The 17808-nt window shown below is 73.5% G+C and carries 18 protein-coding genes; 11 read left to right on the top strand and 7 right to left on the bottom strand.

Annotated elements, in window-relative coordinates; genetic code table 11:
• Positions 1–9: 9 nt before the first annotated feature.
• Both IG86_RS0105755 and IG86_RS0105750 read right to left on the bottom strand, forming a co-directional pair.
• Positions 10–1083 (bottom strand): alpha/beta hydrolase, encoded by a 1074-nt coding sequence (locus IG86_RS0105755; protein WP_244305783.1) that lies wholly within the window; start codon positions 1081–1083, stop codon positions 10–12.
• Positions 1044–2165, bottom strand: coding sequence for an LLM class flavin-dependent oxidoreductase (locus IG86_RS0105750; RefSeq protein WP_030895170.1), 1122 nt, complete (start codon positions 2163–2165; stop codon positions 1044–1046). Before IG86_RS0105750 ends, IG86_RS0105755 begins: the two co-directional genes overlap by 40 nt.
• Before the next feature lie 49 nt (positions 2166–2214).
• On the opposite strand from IG86_RS0105750, the gene IG86_RS0105745 reads away from it, so the two are divergent.
• Both IG86_RS0105745 and IG86_RS0105740 read left to right on the top strand, forming a co-directional pair.
• Positions 2215–2859, top strand: a complete 645-nt coding sequence (locus IG86_RS0105745; RefSeq protein WP_051784987.1) for a PadR family transcriptional regulator — start codon at positions 2215–2217, stop codon at positions 2857–2859.
• 191 nt (positions 2860–3050) lie between these two features.
• The gene (locus tag IG86_RS0105740; protein WP_030895162.1) at positions 3051–3743 is read left to right on the top strand and encodes a glycerophosphodiester phosphodiesterase; all 693 of its coding nucleotides are present in this window, start codon (positions 3051–3053) and stop codon (positions 3741–3743) included.
• Between the two features lie 13 nt (positions 3744–3756).
• On the opposite strand, the gene IG86_RS0105735 is transcribed toward IG86_RS0105740, so the two are convergent.
• Positions 3757–4302, bottom strand: coding sequence for a GNAT family N-acetyltransferase (locus IG86_RS0105735; RefSeq protein WP_030818656.1), 546 nt, complete (start codon positions 4300–4302; stop codon positions 3757–3759).
• 130 nt (positions 4303–4432) lie between these two features.
• Between IG86_RS0105735 and IG86_RS0105730 the strand changes: the two genes are divergently transcribed.
• The 5 genes from IG86_RS0105730 to IG86_RS0105705 all read left to right on the top strand — a co-directional run bounded on the left by IG86_RS0105730 (position 4433) and on the right by IG86_RS0105705 (position 8896).
• Positions 4433–4996: a DUF5134 domain-containing protein gene (locus IG86_RS0105730; RefSeq protein ID WP_078905808.1), complete on the top strand. Its 564-nt coding sequence runs from the start codon at positions 4433–4435 to the stop codon at positions 4994–4996.
• Between the two features lie 81 nt (positions 4997–5077).
• A complete protein-coding gene (locus IG86_RS0105725; RefSeq protein ID WP_030818660.1) occupies positions 5078–6016 on the top strand; it encodes a M56 family metallopeptidase in 939 nt (312 codons plus the stop codon).
• Between the two features lie 114 nt (positions 6017–6130).
• A complete protein-coding gene (locus tag IG86_RS0105720; protein ID WP_037941955.1) occupies positions 6131–6781 on the top strand; it encodes a phosphatase PAP2 family protein in 651 nt (216 codons plus the stop codon).
• Positions 6782–6953: 172 nt separating this feature from the next.
• Positions 6954–8111: a hypothetical protein gene (locus IG86_RS38370; protein WP_051784986.1), complete on the top strand. Its 1158-nt coding sequence runs from the start codon at positions 6954–6956 to the stop codon at positions 8109–8111.
• A 155-nt stretch (positions 8112–8266) separates the two neighbouring features.
• Complete coding sequence (locus IG86_RS0105705; protein WP_030818664.1) at positions 8267–8896, top strand: TetR/AcrR family transcriptional regulator; 630 nt, start codon at positions 8267–8269, stop codon at positions 8894–8896.
• Positions 8897–8907: 11 nt separating this feature from the next.
• Here the strand turns inward: IG86_RS0105705 and IG86_RS0105700 are convergent, their stop codons facing one another.
• A complete protein-coding gene (locus IG86_RS0105700) occupies positions 8908–10404 on the bottom strand; it encodes an LVIVD repeat-containing protein (RefSeq protein ID WP_051784985.1) in 1497 nt (498 codons plus the stop codon).
• A 63-nt stretch (positions 10405–10467) separates the two neighbouring features.
• Between IG86_RS0105700 and IG86_RS0105695 the strand changes: the two genes are divergently transcribed.
• From IG86_RS0105695 to IG86_RS44135, 3 genes are all read left to right on the top strand, one after another.
• Positions 10468–11175: a DUF305 domain-containing protein gene (locus tag IG86_RS0105695; RefSeq protein ID WP_078905807.1), complete on the top strand. Its 708-nt coding sequence runs from the start codon at positions 10468–10470 to the stop codon at positions 11173–11175.
• Between the two features lie 52 nt (positions 11176–11227).
• Positions 11228–12601 carry an FAD-dependent oxidoreductase gene (locus IG86_RS0105690; RefSeq protein WP_030818670.1) on the top strand — a complete coding sequence of 458 codons (1374 nt, stop codon included), beginning with the start codon at positions 11228–11230 and terminating at the stop codon, positions 12599–12601.
• A gap of 260 nt (positions 12602–12861) precedes the next feature.
• The gene (locus IG86_RS44135; protein ID WP_234316158.1) at positions 12862–13500 is read left to right on the top strand and encodes an MSCRAMM family protein; all 639 of its coding nucleotides are present in this window, start codon (positions 12862–12864) and stop codon (positions 13498–13500) included.
• Here the strand turns inward: IG86_RS44135 and IG86_RS0105680 are convergent.
• The 3 genes from IG86_RS0105680 to IG86_RS0105670 form a co-directional block, all read right to left on the bottom strand.
• A complete protein-coding gene (locus IG86_RS0105680; protein WP_030818674.1) occupies positions 13490–13837 on the bottom strand; it encodes an ArsR/SmtB family transcription factor in 348 nt (115 codons plus the stop codon). The two genes, IG86_RS44135 and IG86_RS0105680, sit on opposite strands and share 11 nt — an antisense overlap.
• 133 nt (positions 13838–13970) lie before the next feature.
• Positions 13971–15080 carry an NADH:flavin oxidoreductase/NADH oxidase gene (locus IG86_RS0105675; protein WP_030818677.1) on the bottom strand — a complete coding sequence of 370 codons (1110 nt, stop codon included), beginning with the start codon at positions 15078–15080 and terminating at the stop codon, positions 13971–13973.
• 79 nt (positions 15081–15159) lie between these two features.
• The gene (locus IG86_RS0105670; RefSeq protein WP_030818679.1) at positions 15160–16500 is read right to left on the bottom strand and encodes a wax ester/triacylglycerol synthase family O-acyltransferase; all 1341 of its coding nucleotides are present in this window, start codon (positions 16498–16500) and stop codon (positions 15160–15162) included.
• 212 nt (positions 16501–16712) lie between these two features.
• Between IG86_RS0105670 and IG86_RS0105665 the strand changes: the two genes are divergently transcribed.
• Positions 16713–17804: a WD40/YVTN/BNR-like repeat-containing protein gene (locus IG86_RS0105665; protein ID WP_030818681.1), complete on the top strand. Its 1092-nt coding sequence runs from the start codon at positions 16713–16715 to the stop codon at positions 17802–17804.
• Positions 17805–17808 lie beyond the last annotated feature (4 nt).

Genomic DNA, 17808 nt, shown 5'->3' with positions numbered 1-17808 from the left:
TTCGGGAAATTATCCTGCGTCACCCCCTGCTTCACCGAAAGTCTTCCCGTTCGTCAGGGTGGAACTGATAGCTCCGCCCAGTCGCGCCAAGGCTTCACATGCCTGTGGCAGTACCCCGGCCAGTCCCAGGAAGCCGTGGAACATGCCGGGGTGGCCGTCCAGGACCGACCGGATCCCGCTCCGCGCCAGCCTGCGGTGGTACGCGCGGCCGTCGTCCCGCAGCGGGTCGCACCCGGCGACCACCAGGTGGGCGGGCGGCAGCCCGGTGAGGTCCGCGCGCAGCGGGGAGGCCAGCGGATGACCGCCGTCGCCGCCGGGGCCCAGGTACTGCTCCCAGAACCAGCGCATGTGCGCGGCGGTCAGGAAGCAGCCCTCGGCGGCGGTCCGGTACGACGCCCGGTCCTGGGCGGCGTCCAGCGCGGGATAGACCAGCGCCTGGAGGGCGACGGGCGGTCCCCCGCGCTCGCGGGCGAGCAGCAGCGAGGCGGCCGCCAGGTTGCCGCCCGAGCTGTCCCCGGCCACGACCAGGGCGGCCGGATCGCCGCCCAGCTCGTCGAGGTGGCGCCCGGCCCAGCGCAGCGCCGCGTACGCGTCCTCCGCGGCCGCCGGGAAGCGGTGCTCGGGGGCCCGCCGGTAGTCCACCGAGACCACGGCCGCGCCGGCCGCCCGCGAGAGGTGGCGGGCGGTGGTGTCATGGGTGTCCAGGTCGCACAGGACCCACCCGCCGCCGTGGCAGAACACCACCGTCGGGCGGGGGGCCGGCCACCGCTGCGGGTCGGGCAGGTAGATCCGCACGGGTACGGGCGGGGCGCCGGGCGGGCCGGGGACGGTCCGGTCCCGGGTGGCCCCGACGCGCGGCCGGCCGGCGGGCGGACGGGAGGCGGCCGCCAGGATCCGCCGGGCTTCGTCGGCGCCGGTGACACCGCGGCCGAGGTCCGGGAACGCGGCGGCGAGGGCGTCGACGTAGGGCACGGCGGCCGGGTCGAGGCGGTCCCGGGCCCGGCCCCGGCCCCTGCGCCCGCCCCGGTCCCGGGCGGCGGCCATCATCGGCTCCGGAAGTGCGGGATGACCTTCTCGCCCCACTGGCGCAGGGTCTCCATGCACGCCTCCTGCTCCACCGTGCCCATCTGGATCAGGCACATGATCTCGTCGGCCCCGGCCTCCCGGAGCCGCTCCACATGGGCGATGGCGTCGTCGGCGGTGCCGTAGGCGTGATCGGCGTTGAAGGTGGCCGTGGAAGTCGGCCGGACCGGGATGTCCAGCTCGTGCAGCCGCGCCACCACCTGCTCGGCGGCCCTGCGCATCTCCCCCGCCTCGTCGGCGCCCGCGACCACGGCCTCGTCCGGGACGCCCGCGCCGCCGTACCAGTGGCCGATGGACTGGGCGAAGAAGCGCTGGCCCCGGATGCCGATCCGCCGCGCCCGTTCGCCGTCGTCGAGGACGATCGTCGGACACAGCACGGAGAAGTGGTCGTTCACGACCGTGGACACGAAACGGCTCCCGTCCCGGCCGGCGATCGCCGTGTCGTAGACGGACCGCATCTGCGCGATCGAACCGGGCCCGGCGAAGCCCATCACCAGCGCCCCGACGCCCAGTTCGGCCGCCTGGACCAGGGTCTCGCCGCGGCTGCACGCCAGGAACAGCGGCGGGTGCGGGGTCTGCCGCGGCCGCGGCAGGATGGGGTGCGGATCGATGTCGATCAGTTCGCCGTGGTACTCCAGCTCCTCCTCCTGCCAGGCCCTGCCGATGATCCGCAGGGCCTCCTCGACCTCCGCCGTGGTCCGCTCCCTGTCCACCCCGCACAGCGAGGTCTCCTGTTCGGTGCCGCCGCGCCCGGCGCCGAGGTCCAGGCGCCCGCCGGAGAGCAGGTCGAGCATCGCGGCCCGCTCGGCGACCCGTACCGGGTGGTTGAAGTTGAAGGGCATGCACACCACGCCGTGCCCGATGCGTATGGTGTTCGTCCTGGCCGCGACCCAGGTCAGGAAGATCTCCGGGGCCGACATGTGCGCGTACCACTTCAGGGAGTGGTGCTCCACGGCCCAGATCCGGTCGAATCCCATGCGTTCCGCGAGCACCGCCTGCTCCACGCAGTCGTGGATGAGCCGGTGCTCGCGCTCCACCGTCGGGTCGGCCAGCTGTGCCTCGAAGATGACGGAGAATTTCACGGTGCCTCCAGGGTTGCGTCCCGTGCCCGGTCTTACTTCAATTCGGAATATGACTAGTAGTCACACGTCGAAGAAGCAAGAGAAGAAGCAGGACCCGGACCTCCCGCCGACCGCGTGGGCCGTTCTCGGCCTGCTGTCCTTCCCCGGCGAGCGCACCGGCTACGAGCTGAAGAAGTGGGCGGACTCCTCGCTGCGCTTCTTCTACTGGTCACCGGCCATCAGCCAGATCTACGCGGAGCTGCGCCGTCTGGAGGAACTGGGGTACGCGGCCTCCGCGCGCTCGGGACCGCAGGAGGCACGGGCCAAGCGCCGCTACTCCATCACCGGAGCCGGGCGCGAGGCGCTGTCGGGCTGGGCCGCCGGCACCGCGGAGGCCGGCCCGCCGGTGCTCAAGCACGGGCTGCTGCTGCGGATCTGGCTCGGCCACCTGGCCGAACCGGCGCGGCTGCGCGCGATGGTCGGCGAGCACCTGGAACGCACCCGGGCCGAACTGGCCGCCGTACGGGAGGCCATGGAGCAGGCGGCCGGCGTGGCGGAGTGGGCCTTCCCGGCCCTCGCGCTGCGCTGGAGCGAGCGGCAGCACCTGGCCGAACTGGAGCTGGGCGAGGCCCTGCTGACCGACCTGGCGGAACTCTCCCCGCAGGAGGGTGGGGGCGGGCGTCAAGCCGTTGGGGACTCGCCCACGCCCGGGTGACGCGGCGGGGCCGCGGGATGCCCGCCGGGGGCGCACAACCCTGGCGGGAAGCGGTCGGTGGCGCTTCCGCGGGGCCGTGCACGCACGGTCCCTATCCACGACGGGCGCACTAGCATGCGACCTCATCGCGCGCGGCCGGTAGGGACACCGCGACCGCGCGGGGAGCCGCCGTCGACGGAAGCGAGAGAACCTTGACTTTCCTCACCATCGGTCACCGCGGGGTCATGGGTGTCGAACCGGAGAACACCCTGCGGTCGTATCTCCGAGCGGAACGTTCCGGCATGGACGCCATCGCCCTGGACCTCCGGCTCAGCAAGGACGGCGTCCTCGTCGCCGTGCACGACCCCGAGGTGGACCGGACCACCGACGGCTCCGGGGCCGTCGCCGACCTGACCCTGGCCGAGCTGCGCGGGCTGGACGCCGGTCAGGGCGAGCGCGTGCCGGTGTTCGAGGAGGTGCTGGAGGCGGTCCGGTCGCCCCTCCAGGTGTCCGTCGGGGACGTGGCCGCGGCCACGGCGCTCGCGGAGCTGGTCCTGCGCCGCGACCTGGTCTCCCGGGTGGAGATCGCCTCCGCCGACGGGGCGCTGCTCGCCGAGGCGGCCCGGCGGGTGCCGGGCGTGCGGACCACGCTGTTCGTGGAGTTCCTCGGCGGCGACACGGAGGCCGTCGTGGACCGGGCGCTGGCCGCGGGCGCGGCGACGATCTCCCTGGACGTCCGCCGCATCGCCCTGGAGGTGGTGGAGGCGGCCCACGCGGCGGGCCTGCGCGTGACGGGTCTGGCGGTCGACACCCTGGACCGGCTGCGGCTGGCGCGGGCGCTCGGACTGGACGGTGTGACCACGGACTTCCCGGAGATCCGCAGCACGGGCCGCTTCACCGCCTGAGCGGCGGCGGGCGTCAGTTCTGGAGCGGCTTGACCAGCAGTTCGAAGGCGAGGTCGTCGCGCAGCGGGATACCGAAGCGCTCGTCGCCGTACGGGAAGGGGCTCAGCTCGCCGGTGCGCCGGTAGCCGCGGCGCACGTAGTAGGCGATGAGCTCCTCCCGTACGTTCACCACCGTCATCCGCATCTCGTCGGCGCCCCACGTGTCGCGGGCGCGGCGCTCCGCCTCGGCGAGGATCTCCTTGCCGAGGCCGCCGCCCTGGAGCCCGGGGCGGACGGCGAACATGCCGAAGTAGGCGTGGTCGCCGCGGTGTTCGATGTGGCAGCAGGCCACGAGCTCGCCCGCGCGCTCGACGACGAGGAGCACCCCGTCCGGGCTGTCGATGACGGCGCGGACCCCGTCCGGGTCGGTGCGCTGTCCGTCCAGGTAGTCGGCCTCGGTGGTCCATCCGGCCCGGCTGGCGTCCCCGCGGTAGGCGGACTCCACGAGCACCACCAGTTCCGGTACGTCCGCCTCGACGGCGCTGCGGAAGCTGAGGGCTGCGGGCTGGGCGGTCGACATGGGCGCTCCGTTCGGTGCGGTGGCATATGACATGCCTGGGACGGCAGGGAGAGCCTATCCCGGAGCCGCGTGAGCCCCGCGTGAGAAGGGCATCTCTCCCCGTGACGCCGACGAACCGGGAGGTTCCGCCGTGCACGGATCCGCCTCGTCCCTGTCCGCCTCCGTCTCCTCCTGGCTGCTGGTGCTCCTGTGCGCGGTGAGCGGTGCGTACTGCCTGCGGCGGGTACGCGGGTGGGGCGGATGGGGCGGGGCCGCCGCCGGTGAGGCGGTGATGGGGTTCGGCATGGCGCTGATGGCGGTGCCCCTGGGGGGCGGCGGCGCGTGGCGGCCGGCCGTGCTCGGCGCGGTCTTCTGCGCGGCGGCCCTGCACGCCGTGTGGCTGCTGCGGGGCGGGCTGCACCACGCGCACCACCTGGTGGGGTCGCTGACGATGGTCTACATGGCCGCCAGCGCGGGATCCGGGAACGGACACGGCGCGGGGCTGCCGCTGCTGACCGGTGCGCTCCTGCTCTACTACGCCGGCTACGTGGTGCTCGGCGGAACGCGGCTGATCACCGCGGGCGGACCGGCCGCTGCGGCTGCCGCGCCCACCGCCCACGCCGCCCATGCGGCCCACGCCGCGCCCACGGAACTGATCAGGGCCTGCCGACTCGCCATGGGAATGGGGATGTTGGCGATGCTGCTGTCGATGTGACGGCGTCCGGGAACGTGTCCTGCGTCACCAATGCCGCCGTCTCATACCCGCAGGTAGCCCCGCACTCATAGGCTGGTGGCCATGATGGTCCCCGCCGCTCTCCTGATGCTCGGCGCCCTGACCGCGGTGCTCGCTCCCCGTCTGCTGGCCCGGGCCCAATGGCCCGAGCGCGAACCGGTCGTGGCCCTGTGGGTGTGGCAGTGCGTCGTCGGGGCGGTGCTGCTGTGCTTCGGACTGTCCATGCTGCTGAGCGCCGCCGCGGCCTGGCAGGCGGTCCGGGGCCGGCTCTTCGCCGTCGCCCCGCACGGGGTCGTCGACGCCTACGCCCTGGGTGCGTCCGGCGGCCCCTGGGCCGCCGGCACCGCCCTCGTCCTCGCGGGCGGCGGCCTGTGGACCGCGGCGATGCTCACCGGGGAGGTCCTGCGGGCCCGGGCCCGGCGGCGCGCGCAGGGCAGCGAACTGCTGGAGCGGGCCCCGCTGCTGCCCGGGGAGGACCCCGCGGGCGCACGGCTCGTCGTACTGGAGGGTCCGCGCCCGGACGCCTGGTGGCTGCCGGGAGCGGCCCCGCAGCTGGTCGTCACCACGGCGGCGCTCGGCCGGTTGAAGGGCAGCCAGCTGGACGCCGTCATGGCGCACGAGCAGGGGCACGCGACGGCCCGGCACGACTGGCTGCTGCACTGTTCGCGGGCGCTGGCCCGGGGCTTCCCGCAGGTGCCGGTGTTCGCGGCCTTCGAGGCGGAGATGCACCGGCTGGTGGAACTGGCCGCCGACGACATGGCCTCGCGGCGGTTCGGGCGGCTGACGGTCGCGCTGGCGCTCGTCGGACTCAACGAGGACCGTGGGGTGTTCGCCGCCTCCTCGGCGCCGGAGGCCCACGTCCCGCAGCGGGTGCGCAGGCTGCTGTCGGCCGCGCCCCGGCTCTCGCCGGGCCGCCGGCTGCGGCTGACGGCACTGGCCACGCTGGTGCCGGCGATCCCCCTCGTGGTGGCCTTCGTACCGGGACTGAGTGCGCTGACCTAGGGAGTGTCCGCACAGTAGCGTCGGCCGCCCGGAGGGCGGGCAGGCGGGACTTTGCGGACACGACCCAGGGGGTGTCCGGCGGACCGACGGGGCGGCCGGTGCAAGGATCCCGGTATGCGGAACGATCACTTTCGGTGGGTGGGGATCGGCTGCGCGCTGCTCGGGGCGGTTCTGACCGCCCTGGTGGTGGCGGGCTGGCAGCCGCTCCTGGCCCTGGACGAGCGGATCGCGAGGGAGCTGCACGCCCACGCCGTCGTCCACTCCGGGGTCACGCGGTCCATGCGGGTGCTGTCCGACTGGGTCTGGGACCCGTGGGCCATGCGGGCGCTGGCCGCGGTGGCCTGCTCGCTGTTGTGGTGGCGCGGCGACCGGGAGCGGGCCGTGCGGGTGGCGCTGGCCGCGGTGGCGGCGACGGTGGTGCAGCAGGGACTGAAGGCAGCGGTGGGACGCGAGCGTCCGGTGTGGTCGGACCCGGTGGATTCGGCGCACTTCGCGGCCTACCCGTCCGGCCACGCCCTGACGGCGACGGTGGTGTGCGGGATGCTGCTGTGGCTGATCCGGACGCCGCGCCCCACGTGGGCCCCGGCCGCCTGGGCCGTGGCGGCCGTCTCGGTGCTCGGCGTCGGTTTCACCCGGCTCTACCTGGGCGTGCACTGGCTCTCGGACGTGGTGGCCGGCTGGCTGCTGGGCGCGGCCCTGGTGGTCCTGGCGACGTCGGTCTCCATCGGCGGCCGCAGACCTGCCCCGCGCCCGCAGGAACACTGAAGGAACTGAAGAAGGGGGCGTCCGGGGGACGGCCGTCCCAGGGCCGATCGGCGTAGTCGCCCCATCGTTTCTCCGGTGAACCCCATCGGCCGGCCGGGCGAGTTGCCGTGCAGGCGCGCCCGGCTCCTGCCGACCCTCGTCGTGCAGCCGTGACGTGAGCCAGGGAGGCCTGATGGCGGACGCGAAGGATGGGCCACCGGTCGAGAAGGGGTGGCTGAGGCAGACGAAGGGCTGGATCCGCGTCCGGATGCCGTTCAGCGCCTCCCGCGCAGAAATGGGCCCGTGGGAGCAGAAGGAGGGGCTGCGCGCGAGGATCTCCGAGCTGGAGGCCATCCTGGACGCCCTGTTGACACGGGCATTGGCCGACCCGGAGCGACGCGACCTGGCACCGGCCTACGGGGAGAAGGCCGTCGAGGGCCTCCGGCAGGCCCGGTCCGTGCTGGAACACCACTCGCATCCGCGCGTACGGCGGGCGGCGCACCTCGGGGTCGCCCAGTCGCACGTCGACACGGCCTTGAACCTCATGGTCTGGATGGCCTCCGGCGAGGACATCCAGGCGCTGCTCCCGCAGATGCTGGCGCTGATCGACGAGCACTTCGCCGCCGACGACCCGCGGCGCATCCGTGCGGCGGAGCTCGCGCGCAAGATCCAGCACGACGAGCTCGACCCGGGCGCGCCCGCCGTCAGCCTCACGCCGAGCGAGCGTGCCTTCCTCGCCGAGACGGTCAGCAGGGCCAGACGACTCCTGCGGAGGGAGACCCTCCGCGTCCGCAGCTTCGTCTGGATCGTCGCCTCCGTGACCGGGGCCCTGTTTCTGGCCGCGACCTTGATCGCGGTGCTGACCTTCGCGTGGAAGAACGCGATTCCGCTGTGCTTCACCCCGGAGAGCGGCGGCGAGTACGAGGTGGTGTGCCCGTCGAACAGCACGGACACCGGTACGACGCCACCGACCACCGCCATGCTCGCCGCGACCACTCAGAAGTACGACTACATCGTCGTCGAGACCGTCGGTGTCGTGGCCGCTGCCATCGCGTCCGCCGCGACCCTGCGGCGGATCAGGGGGACCGCACTGCCCTACAACGTGCCGGTCGTCCTGGCCCTCCTGAAGCTGCCGACGGGAGCCCTCACGGCTCCGCTGGGACTGCTCCTCATGCGCGGCGGCTTCGTTCCGGGTCTCAGCGCTCTCGACTCCACGGCTCAGATCATCGCGTGGGCCATCATCTTCGGGTACTCCCAGCAGCTGTTCACCAAGTTCGTGGACAGCCAGGGGCAGGCTGTTCTGGACGCCGTCCGCGGGCCGAACGGCATGCCGACGACTCCCCAACTCTGACACCGGGCCTGATGCGCGACGCCTTGCCGAGCCCCTGGAACCGGGGCCGGCCGCGAGTGGCGTGGCCTGCCCTGGATGATCCCCCGTGTCACCCAGAGCAGGCGACCCCGTGCGCTGAGTATATTGGCTGTGAGCCAGTCAACGCAGGAGTAAGCATGTCCCCGCGCAGCGCATCGGTCAATGAAGAATTGCGCAGACGTTCCCGGGAGCGGCTGCTGCGGTCCACGGTGGAGCTCGTCGCCGAGCGCGGCTACGAGGCCACGACGCTCGGCGACATCGCCGACCGGGCCGGCGCGGCGCGCGGCCTGGTCTCGTACTACTTCCCGGGCAAACGGCAGTTGCTGCAGTCGGCCGTGCACCGGCTGATGCACCTCACCCTGCACGCCGCGCTGGAACGGCAGCCGCGCACGGAGGACGGGCGCGAGCGGCTGGCGCGTGCCATCGACGCGATCCTGGGGCTCGCCCGGGACGAACCGCTGCTGATGCGGACGCACATGGCGGGCATCCTCACGGCCGACGGTTTCGTGCAGTGCCCGGAGCAGCGGCGGCTGGCCGAACTGCTGCGGGACACCGTCGCCCGGTACGGCTCGGCGGACGTGGACGCGGACTATCCGCTGCTGCGCGCCCTGCTGATGGGCGCGGTCGTGGCGGTGCTGCTGCCCGGGGCCCCGATGCCGGCGGCCCGTCTGCGGGCGGAGCTGTTCCAGCGCTACGGGCTGGACTGGGATCTGGGTGTTCCGCCGGACGGCGGGCCGCCCGGCGGAACGTTTCCCTCACGCCTCTGACCTCACGCGGTTCAGTGGTACTCGGGCTGGGTCTGCACGTTGAGCCGGTCCATGCGGACCCACTTGGCGCTGTCGGTGCGCCGGTCGTCGAGCCGCAGCACGTCGAGGCCCTTGGTGATGTCGTTCGAGTAGATGTGCCCGTTGTAGTAGTAGGCCGACCAGGACCCGCCGAGGCCCAGCTTGTCCGTCGTCAGCGGTCCGCGTTCGAAGTAGGCGATCTCCCTGGGCCGGTCGGAGTCGGTGAACTCCCACACCGAGACGCCGCCCTGGTACCAGGCCTGCACCATGATGTCGCGGCCGCCGCCGACCGGGACCAGCGAGCCGTTGTGGGCCACGCAGTTCTCGGTGTCGGCCTGGTGGCGCGGGATCTTGAAGTAGCTGCGGAAGGAGAGTTTGCGCTGGTCGCCGCGGCCGGTGATGTCGTAGATCCCGTCCGCGCCGCGGTTGGGTCCGGTGGCCTCGTTGCAGGTGGCGCCGCCACCGCCGCCGAGTTCGTCGGTGAACACCACCTTGTTCGCCCGCTCGTTGAAGGTGGCCGAGTGCCAGAACGCGAAGTTCACGTTGTCCTGGACCCGGTCGATGACGCGCGGCTGCTCGGGCCGGCTGATGTCGAAGAGGATGCCGTCGCCCATGCAGGCTCCGGCGGCGAGGTCCTTCGACGGGAGCACGGTGATGTCGTGGCAGCCGGTGGTCTTGGAGACGCCGGGGTTGGTGGGCGCGCCCGGGTTGCCGCCGTCGGGGAAGAGGACCGGGAAGGCCACGACGGCGGCCTGCGTCGGGCTCTTCTTCGGGACCTTCACCACGGAGATGCCGTCGTGCGGCGGCCGGCAGTCGGGGAAGGCCTCGTTCGGGGAGTAGGAGGCGACGTAGAGGTAGATGTCCTTGCGGCCCGGGACCAGGGTGTGGGTGTGGGAACCGCAGGCCGTCTCGACGGACTTGATGTACCGGGGGTTCTTCTTGTCCTTGATGTCGAAGATCTTGATGCCCTCCCACGAGGACTTCTCCGTCGCGGGCTGCGAGACGCTGTTGCAGGAGTCGTCGCTGCGGGAGGAGTCGGTGGAGAGGAAGAGGAGGTCGCCGTCGACGGATATGTCGTTCTGCCCGCCGGGGCAGAGCACCTCGGTGACCTTCTTCGGTGCCTTCGGGTTGGCGATGTCGTAGATCGTGAAGCCGTTGTAGTTGCCCGCGTAGGCGTACCTGCCCTGGAACGCGAGGTCCGAGTTGATCACCGTGGGGTCGGTCGAGGGGATGTTGGCCAGGGGTTTGATGTTGGCGCTGTGCACGATCTCGTCCTGGCCGGGGATGCCGCCCGGGGCGAGTTCCCCGCCGTCGGAGGGTGCGGTGCTCTGATGGTTGCCGTGGCCGGTCGTTAAGTCGCCCGGGTCGGGGGTGGCCGCCGCCGGTCCGGCCGCCAGGAGGGTCGTGAGGAGTCCGGCCGCCGCGGCGACCACTCCCACCCTCCTCTTGTGCGCTCTCCTGGTGTGGAGCGAGGTCACTGTGCCTCCCATGGGAGCCCGATCGGTTCCTTCCACAGGGGAACGGAACCAGGACCCCGGCAGTATCTTCCCTTCATGGACATGGCAAAAGACCTCCGGGGCCGCAAGGCCTTAACCGTGCGGCCCCTCCGGTTCGCCGCGGCGACGGCGACCGCCGGCCTCCTGCTGACGCTCACCGCCTGCCAGGACGACGCGGCGGACCGGGCCGACGACGGGCGGGCCTCGATCGTCGCGCCCGGCCGGCCCGGCGAGAAGTCGCGCACCCTGACCCCTGAGCAGGCCGCCAAGGCCAAACCCGACGACAGTCCGAACGCCGCCGACCACTCCTACGTGCAGCGGATGATCGAACACCACCGGCAGGCGCTGACGATGAGCGCGCTGGCACCCGAGCGCGCCGCGTCCGATCCGGTCAAGCGGCTCGCCGAGCGCATCACCGCCGCCCAGAAGCCCGAAATCGGCGCGATGCAGAAGTGGTTGTCCCGCCATCCGGCACCGGCGGCGGGCACCGGCGGCCCCTCCGCCGGTCACGACCACGGCCATGCCCAGGACCACGGTTCGATGCCGGGCATGGCGACCGAACAGCAATTGGGGGAGCTGACCGCCGCCAGGGGAGCCGACTTCGACCGGCTCTTCCTCAAGCTGATGACCGCCCACCACGAGGGGGCCGTGACGATGGCGGGCGAGGCGCTGGCCGGCGGGAACAACCTGGCCGTCGAGGAGATGGCCAACGAGGTCGTGGCGACGCAGAGCGCCGAGATCCACCGGATGCGCGCGATGGGCTGACTGACGCCGGGGCCGGTGTCATGCTGGGACCACCTGCGGGAGGAGCTCCGCCGTGCTTCGTGTCGCCGTCGTCGGATCGGGCCCCAGCGGGGTCTACGCGGCTCAGACGCTGGTCCAGCAGCGCGAGGTGCCGGGGGTGCGGGTCGACGTACTGGACCGGCTCCCCGCCCCGTACGGGCTCGTACGGTACGGGGTCGCGCCGGACCACGAGAAGATCAAGTCGCTCCAGGGCAGCCTGCGCACCGTACTGGAGGACGAGCGGATCCGCTTCCTCGGGAACGTCGAGGTCGGCGGGGCCGCCCTGCCCGCGCAGCGGCTGCTGGAGCTCTACCACGCGGTCGTGTACTGCGTGGGCGCGGCGCGGGACCGGATGCTGGGGATCCCCGGTGAGGAGCTGGCCGGGGTGCACTCCGCGACGGCCTTCGTGTCCTGGTACAGCGGGCACCCGGACGCCGCCGCCGAGGTCTTCGACCTGCCCGGGGTCGACGCGGCGGTGGTGGTCGGGGCGGGCAACGTCGCGGTGGACGTGACCCGGATCCTGGCCCGCGGCCCGGCCGAGCTGGCCCCGACGGACATGCCGCAGCCGGCGCTCGGCGCGCTCGCGGACAGCGGGGTGCGCAGGGTGTCGATGGTGGCCCGACGCGGGCCCTCGCAGGCCAGGTTCACCACCAAGGAGCTGCGGGAGCTGGGCACGCTGCCGGGTGTCGACGCCTGGGCGGACCCGGCCGAGCTGGCGCTGGACCCCCTGTACGCCGATCCGGGCGCGGCCGCCGCGCTGCCGGCGGTGGCGCGGCGCAACCTGGAGGTGCTGCGCGGCTGGGCCGGGGAGGCGCCGACCGGGGGCCCGCGCCGCATCGCGCTGCGGTTCTACCTGCGCCCGGTGGAGATCCTCGGCGGGCCCGACGGGCGGGTCGCCGGGGTGCGCTTCGAGCGGACGGCCCCCGACGGCCGCGGCGGGGTGACCGGGACGGGCGTCCACGAGGACGTCGGGGCGCAACTGGTGCTGCGCTCGGTGGGGTACATGGGCGTGCCCCTGGCCGGGCTGCCCTTCGACCCGGCGAAGGGCACGGTTCCGCACGCGGCGGGACGGGTGCTGCGCGCGGGCCGGGCCTCGGTCGGCGAGTACGTGGCGGGCTGGATCAAGCGGGGCCCGACCGGGGTGATCGGCACGAACCGGCCGTGCGCGAAGGAGACCGCGTCCTCGCTGCTCCAGGACGCGGGGGCGCTGGCCCGGCGCGAGCTGCCCGGGGACCCGCTGGAGGCCCTGCGCGCGGCGGGTCTGAGCCCGGTGGAGTGGCCGGGCTGGCTGGCCATCGAGTCGGCCGAGGCGGAGCTGGGGCGCTCCCTGGGCCGTCGCTCGGTCAAGATCCCCGACTGGCCGGGCCTGTTGGGCGCGGCGGGCACGGCGGGCTCGGCCCGGGCGTAGGCCGCTCCGCCGCGGCGGGGAGACGGATCCGGTACGCGACCCGGCCATGCCCGCAGGCGCCTGCGGCGCGCAGGGGCCCGGCGTGGGCCGTCCCCTCGGACCACCCCCTTCTGCCCTGCGCCGTCCCTCCCCGGAAGCGCTTCCGGGTGGTCGCCCGGCCCCGGATGGCCTCGCCGGGGAGTGTCGCCGTGCCGGCCCGGGCGCGCGGGCCGATCATGTCGCTGGACCGAAGCCCCGGAACAGCGTGCGGATGGAGTGTCATGGCAGCGAACGGAATCCGCCGGGCGTGGGGCGGGTGGCGGCCCTTGTTCCTCGGGACGGCGACGGCGGCCCTGCTGGTCGCGGCGCCCTCGTACTCCGCGGCGGCCGGGACGGGCCCGGGCGCCGCGAACCAGCCGGGCGTCGCGGGCCAGGCCGCCCGGCATGCCGCCCGGTGCCCGGAGCACGGCAACGGCCCGGGCGCCGCGCCCGCCCACTCCCTCGGCGTTGCGGGGTGGTGTCCTCCGCCCCTCTGCAATGCCGGGCCAGCGGGCTGTGAGGGCCCTGGTGTACCCCTCGGCGACGTGACCGTCGTCAAGGAGGACTCGGCGACGGCAAGCCCCCTGGGCGGCGCCGTCTTCCAGCTCTGGGAGGAGACCAACGGCATCCCGGGACTCCAGCCCACCGGCAGCGACCCGGACACCGCGATCGGCGACACCTGCACCACGGCAGCCGACGGCACCTGCACCCGCACCCTGCCGACCGGCACCTACTACTGGCAGGAAACCCAGGCCCCGCCCGGCTACGACCTGCCCTTGAACCCCGTCTTCGGTCCCCTGGTGCTCACCCAGGAGAACATCACCGAAGGCGCGACCGTGACCGCCGACAACACGCCGACGCCCGGCGGCCTCAGGACGTGAGCCGGGACGACTCGGCCGCGGCCGCCGTCAGGACGCTGTCGAGGAGGCCGGGGAAGAGCGCCTCCAGGTCGTCCCGGCGCAGGGCGTTGAGCTTGGTGGTGCCGCGGTAGGCCTGGCGTACGACACCGCTCTCCCGCAGGACGCGGAAGTGGTGGGTGGTCGTCGACTTGGTGACCGGCAGGTCGAAGTGCGAGCAGGCCAGGTCGTCCGCCGAGCCGGCCAGGTCCAGGACGATGGAGAGCCGCACCGGGTCGGACAGGGCGTGCAGCACGCCCTCCAGGCGGATCTCGGCCGTCTCCGGGTGGGCCAGGGTGCGGGAGGTGTCCCGATCCGTCATGTCCCTGCTCCGCTCGCTCGGCTTGGTTCGGTCCCCCATGGTACGAGAGTCGCCGAAGGAGGCGTGGGGGTCGGGGAAATCGGCGGGAACGGGTGGGTGCGGCCGCGCCCCCCGGGCCGCGGCCGCACCGCCGTCACCAGGAGCGGTGGTACTGCTCGGGCGTACGGATCTCCGCGCCCAGCTCGTCGGCCGCACGGCGGGCCCAGTACGGGTCGCGCAGCAGCTCGCGGCCCAGCAGGACCGCGTCGGCCTCGCCGTTGGCCAGGATCTTCTCGGCCTGCTCGGGCTCGGTGATCAGGCCGACGGCGGCCACGGGGAGGGTCGTCTCGGCCTTCACCCGGGCGGCGAACGGCACCTGGTAGCCGGGGCCGAGCGGGATGTTCACCCCGGGGGCGAGGCCGCCGGTGGAGACGTCGAGGAGGTCCACGCCGTGCTCCTCCAGGAGGCGGGCCAGACGCACGGTCTCGTCCGCGGTCCAGCCGTCCTCCTCCAGCCAGTCGGTGGCGGAGATCCGGAAGAACAGCGGGAGCTCCTCGGGCCACACCGCGCGGACGGCGTCCACGACCTCCAGGGCGAAGCGGGTCCGGTTCTCGAAGGAACCCCCGTAGGAGTCGGTGCGCCTGTTGCTGTGCGGGGAGAGGAACTCCCCGATGAGGTAGCCGTGGGCGCCGTGGATCTCGACGACCTCGTAGCCGGCGGCGAGCGCGCGCTCCGCCGCGGCCGCGAACTGGCCGGTGATCTCCGCGATCTCATCGGCCGTCAGCTCGTGCGGCACCGGGTGGCTCTCGGCGAACGGCACGGCGCTGGGCGCGACCGGCTGCCAGCCGTGCGCGTCGGCGCCGACCGGTGCGCCGCCCTTCCAGGTCCGGTCGGTGGACGCCTTGCGGCCGGCGTGGGCGATCTGGATGCCCGGGACGGTGCCCCGGGCCTTGAGGAAGCCGGTGATCCGGCGCAGGGCCTCGACCTGGGTGTCGTTCCAGATGCCGAGGTCGTACGGGGAGATCCGGCCTTCCGGGGAGACCGCGGTGGCCTCCTGGATGATCAGGCCGGTGCCGCCGGTCGCGCGGGCGGCGTAGTGGGCGAAGTGCCAGTCGTGGGCCACGCCGGCGTTCGGCCCGAAGGCCTCGGCGCTGTACTGGCACATCGCGGCCATCCACACCCGGTTCGGGACGGTGACCGATCGCAGGGTGTACGGCTCGAACAGGGCGGCGAAGGCGGCGGGTACGGCGGGGGCAGCACTCATCGGGGCTCTCCAGAGGTCACCGGGCGCGCCGGGATCGGCGGCTAAGTACGAGGATCACCATACTACGAATCTCCTCGTACTACGAGACCTCTCGTACAAGTGCGTCGAGCTCCGCGCGCAGCGCCCCGGCCAGCGCCGCCAGGTCCGGCACGGCGGCCGCGTCGGCGACCAGCCCGTAGTGCACCGTCCCCTTGTAGGTGGAGACCGCGACCGCGAGGGACTGGCCGCGGGCCAGCGGGGCGAGCGGGTAGACCTCGTGGACCCGGCTTCCGCCGAGGGAGAAGGTGAGGCCGGGCAGCGGGACGCTGGTGACGAGGATGTCGTAGAGGAGCCGGGCCGCCTGGGCGACGAGGGGGCCGCCGAGCCGGTGGCCGAGCGGATGGACGTGGTCCGCGAGGAGGGCGACGGCCCCCGCACCCCGGGCGGGCCCGGCGTCCTTGTTGCGGTCCATGCCGGCGCGTACGTGGTCCAGCCGGCGCAGCGCGTCGGGCTCGGCGAGCGGCAGCCGGAGCAGGTAGCCGGAGAGCCGGTTGCCGGCGCCTTCGGCGCCCCGGGGTCCGCGGCGGCGGGACACGGGGATCAGGGCCCGCGGCCCGGCCCCCAGGGGTTCGGGGTCGCCGCGTTCCGCCAGCCAGCGCCGCAGGGCGCCCGCGACCAGGGTGATCAGCACGTCGTTGACGGTGCCGCCGGCCCCCTTGCGGATCAGGTTGACCTCGTCCAGATCGAGGGCGAGTCCGGCGACGGTACGGGTGCCCGCGCCGGTGGGGTCGGCGGTGAGCGCGGCCGGGACCCCGAGCGGCAGTCCGCCGCGGGCCATGGCGGCGCCGATCTCCAGGGCCTGGCCGACGCCCTGGACACGGGCGGCGAGGGCTCCGGGGAGCCGGCTCAGGACGGAGCCGGCCCGCTGTCCGGGAACCGGGCGCGCCGGTGCACGCGGCCCGGGGACCTCGTCGAACAGCGCGGCCGCGAGGGCGAGGGCGCCCAAGCCGTCGGCGAGGGCGTGGTGGAACTTGAAGAGCACGGCGAAGGTGTCCGGATCCGGCCCGGCCAGCACGTGCGCCTCCCACGGCGGCAGCTCCCGGTCCAGGGGGCGGGCCATCAGCGGCCCTGCTGCCTCGTGCACGCGGGTGCGGTCCGTGCGGACGAGGAAGACGTGCCGCGCCGGGTCGAAGGCGGGGTCCGGCGACCAGGCGGCGGCGCCGAGCGGCAGCAGTACGTCCCGGATCCGGCGGCGCAGGCCGGGCACGGCGGCGCAGCGTGCGGCCAGGAGCGCGGCGGCGCGCTCGGCGGCGCGCCCGTCGCCTGAACCGGGTTGTCCGGCGGTGCGGAAGACGGCGAGGGCGCCCAGGTGCATGGGATGGTCGGCGGATTCCATCCGCCAGAAGGCGAGATCGAGCGGAGACAGGTGCTCGGTGGCCACATACGTCCTCTCACGTGCGGCAGCAGTGGCTTGAAGTCAACCCATCGCGAACACCCCTATGCAAGGCGCAATCATTTCCAGGCGGTAAATGATCGGTATAGATCATCCGATGTGAGGTGCGCTGCGCCCACCGGGCTCTTGTCTGTGGGCGGGTGCAGACTGGCCGGAAAGACGCTCCGTGAAGAAGGCGACGAGGTCCGGAGGTGCCGGCCATGGCCGACGTACTGCTGCTCGTGGGAACCCGCAAGGGACTGTTCATCGGTCGTCGCCGCGGCGACGGTCCGTGGGAGTTCGACGGGCCCCACTTCAATGCCCAGGCCGTCTACGCGGTCGCCGTCGACCGGCGGGGACCGGCCCCGCGGCTGCTGGTCGGCGGGGACAGCACCCACTGGGGGCCGTCCGTCTTCAGCTCCGACGACCTGGGGGCGACCTGGCGGGAACCGGCCAGGGCGGCCGTGAAGTTCCCCCAGGACACCGGCGCCTCGCTGGAGCGGGTCTGGCAGCTCCAGCCGGCCGGCGCCGAGGCCCCCGACGTGGTGTACGCGGGGACGGAGCCGGCGGCGCTGTTCCGTTCGACGGACCGGGGCGAGTCCTTCGAGCTGGTCCGCCCGCTGTGGGAGCACCCGAGCCGCGGCAAGTGGGTCCCGGGCGGCGGCGGCGAGGGGCTGCACACGGTGATCACCGATCCCCGCGACCCGGACTCGGTGACCGTGGCCGTCTCGACCGCCGGGGTGTTCCGGACCAAGGACGGCGGGGCCAGCTGGGAGCCGTCCAACCAGGGGGTCTCGGCGGTGTTCCTGCCGGATCCGAACCCCGAGTTCGGCCAGTGCGTGCACAAGATCGCCCAGGACGCCGGCGACACGGACCGGCTGTACCTGCAGAACCACTGGGGCGTCTACCGCAGCGACGACGCGGGGGCCCGCTGGACCGACATCGGCGGCGGGCTGCCCTCCGACTTCGGCTTCGCGGTGGCGGCCCATCCGCACCGGCCGGACACCGCCTACGTCTTCCCGCTCAACGCCGACTCGGACCGGGTCCCGGCCGAGCACCGGTGCCGGGTCTTCCGCACCGAGGACGCGGGCGCCACCTGGGAGCCGCTGACGCGCGGGCTGCCGGACTCCGACCACTACGGCACGGTGCTCCGCGACGCGCTCTGCACGGACGACGCGGACCCGGCGGGCATCTACTTCGGCAACCGCAACGGCGAGCTGTACGCCAGCCACGACGACGGCGACAGCTGGCAGTTGCTCGCCGAGCACCTGCCGGACGTCCTGTGCGTGCGGGCGGCGACGATCGGCCAGTAGAGTG

This window comes from Streptomyces virginiae (assembly GCF_000720455.1).
Lineage (GTDB): Bacteria > Actinomycetota > Actinomycetes > Streptomycetales > Streptomycetaceae > Streptomyces > Streptomyces virginiae.
The sequence above is the reverse complement of the archived record's forward strand: the minus strand, read 5'-3'. Positions and strand labels throughout refer to the sequence as shown.

What these genes read in the sequence shown, in the direction of transcription:
- IG86_RS0105665 (WP_030818681.1), top strand. Translation starts at nt 16,713, where the DNA reads ATGGCCGACGTACTGCTGCTCGTGGGAACCCGCAAGGGACTGTTCATC.
- IG86_RS0105720 (WP_037941955.1), top strand. Translation starts at nt 6,131, where the DNA reads ATGCGGAACGATCACTTTCGGTGGGTGGGGATCGGCTGCGCGCTGCTC.
- IG86_RS44135 (WP_234316158.1), top strand. Translation starts at nt 12,862, where the DNA reads ATGGCAGCGAACGGAATCCGCCGGGCGTGGGGCGGGTGGCGGCCCTTG.
- IG86_RS0105700 (WP_051784985.1), bottom strand. Translation starts at nt 10,404, where the DNA reads ATGGGAGGCACAGTGACCTCGCTCCACACCAGGAGAGCGCACAAGAGG.
- IG86_RS0105675 (WP_030818677.1), bottom strand. Translation starts at nt 15,080, where the DNA reads ATGAGTGCTGCCCCCGCCGTACCCGCCGCCTTCGCCGCCCTGTTCGAG.
- IG86_RS0105735 (WP_030818656.1), bottom strand. Translation starts at nt 4,302, where the DNA reads ATGTCGACCGCCCAGCCCGCAGCCCTCAGCTTCCGCAGCGCCGTCGAG.
- IG86_RS0105725 (WP_030818660.1), top strand. Translation starts at nt 5,078, where the DNA reads ATGATGGTCCCCGCCGCTCTCCTGATGCTCGGCGCCCTGACCGCGGTG.
- IG86_RS0105695 (WP_078905807.1), top strand. Translation starts at nt 10,468, where the DNA reads ATGGACATGGCAAAAGACCTCCGGGGCCGCAAGGCCTTAACCGTGCGG.
- IG86_RS0105745 (WP_051784987.1), top strand. Translation starts at nt 2,215, where the DNA reads ATGACTAGTAGTCACACGTCGAAGAAGCAAGAGAAGAAGCAGGACCCG.
- IG86_RS0105705 (WP_030818664.1), top strand. Translation starts at nt 8,267, where the DNA reads ATGTCCCCGCGCAGCGCATCGGTCAATGAAGAATTGCGCAGACGTTCC.
- IG86_RS38370 (WP_051784986.1), top strand. Translation starts at nt 6,954, where the DNA reads ATGGCGGACGCGAAGGATGGGCCACCGGTCGAGAAGGGGTGGCTGAGG.
- IG86_RS0105680 (WP_030818674.1), bottom strand. Translation starts at nt 13,837, where the DNA reads ATGACGGATCGGGACACCTCCCGCACCCTGGCCCACCCGGAGACGGCC.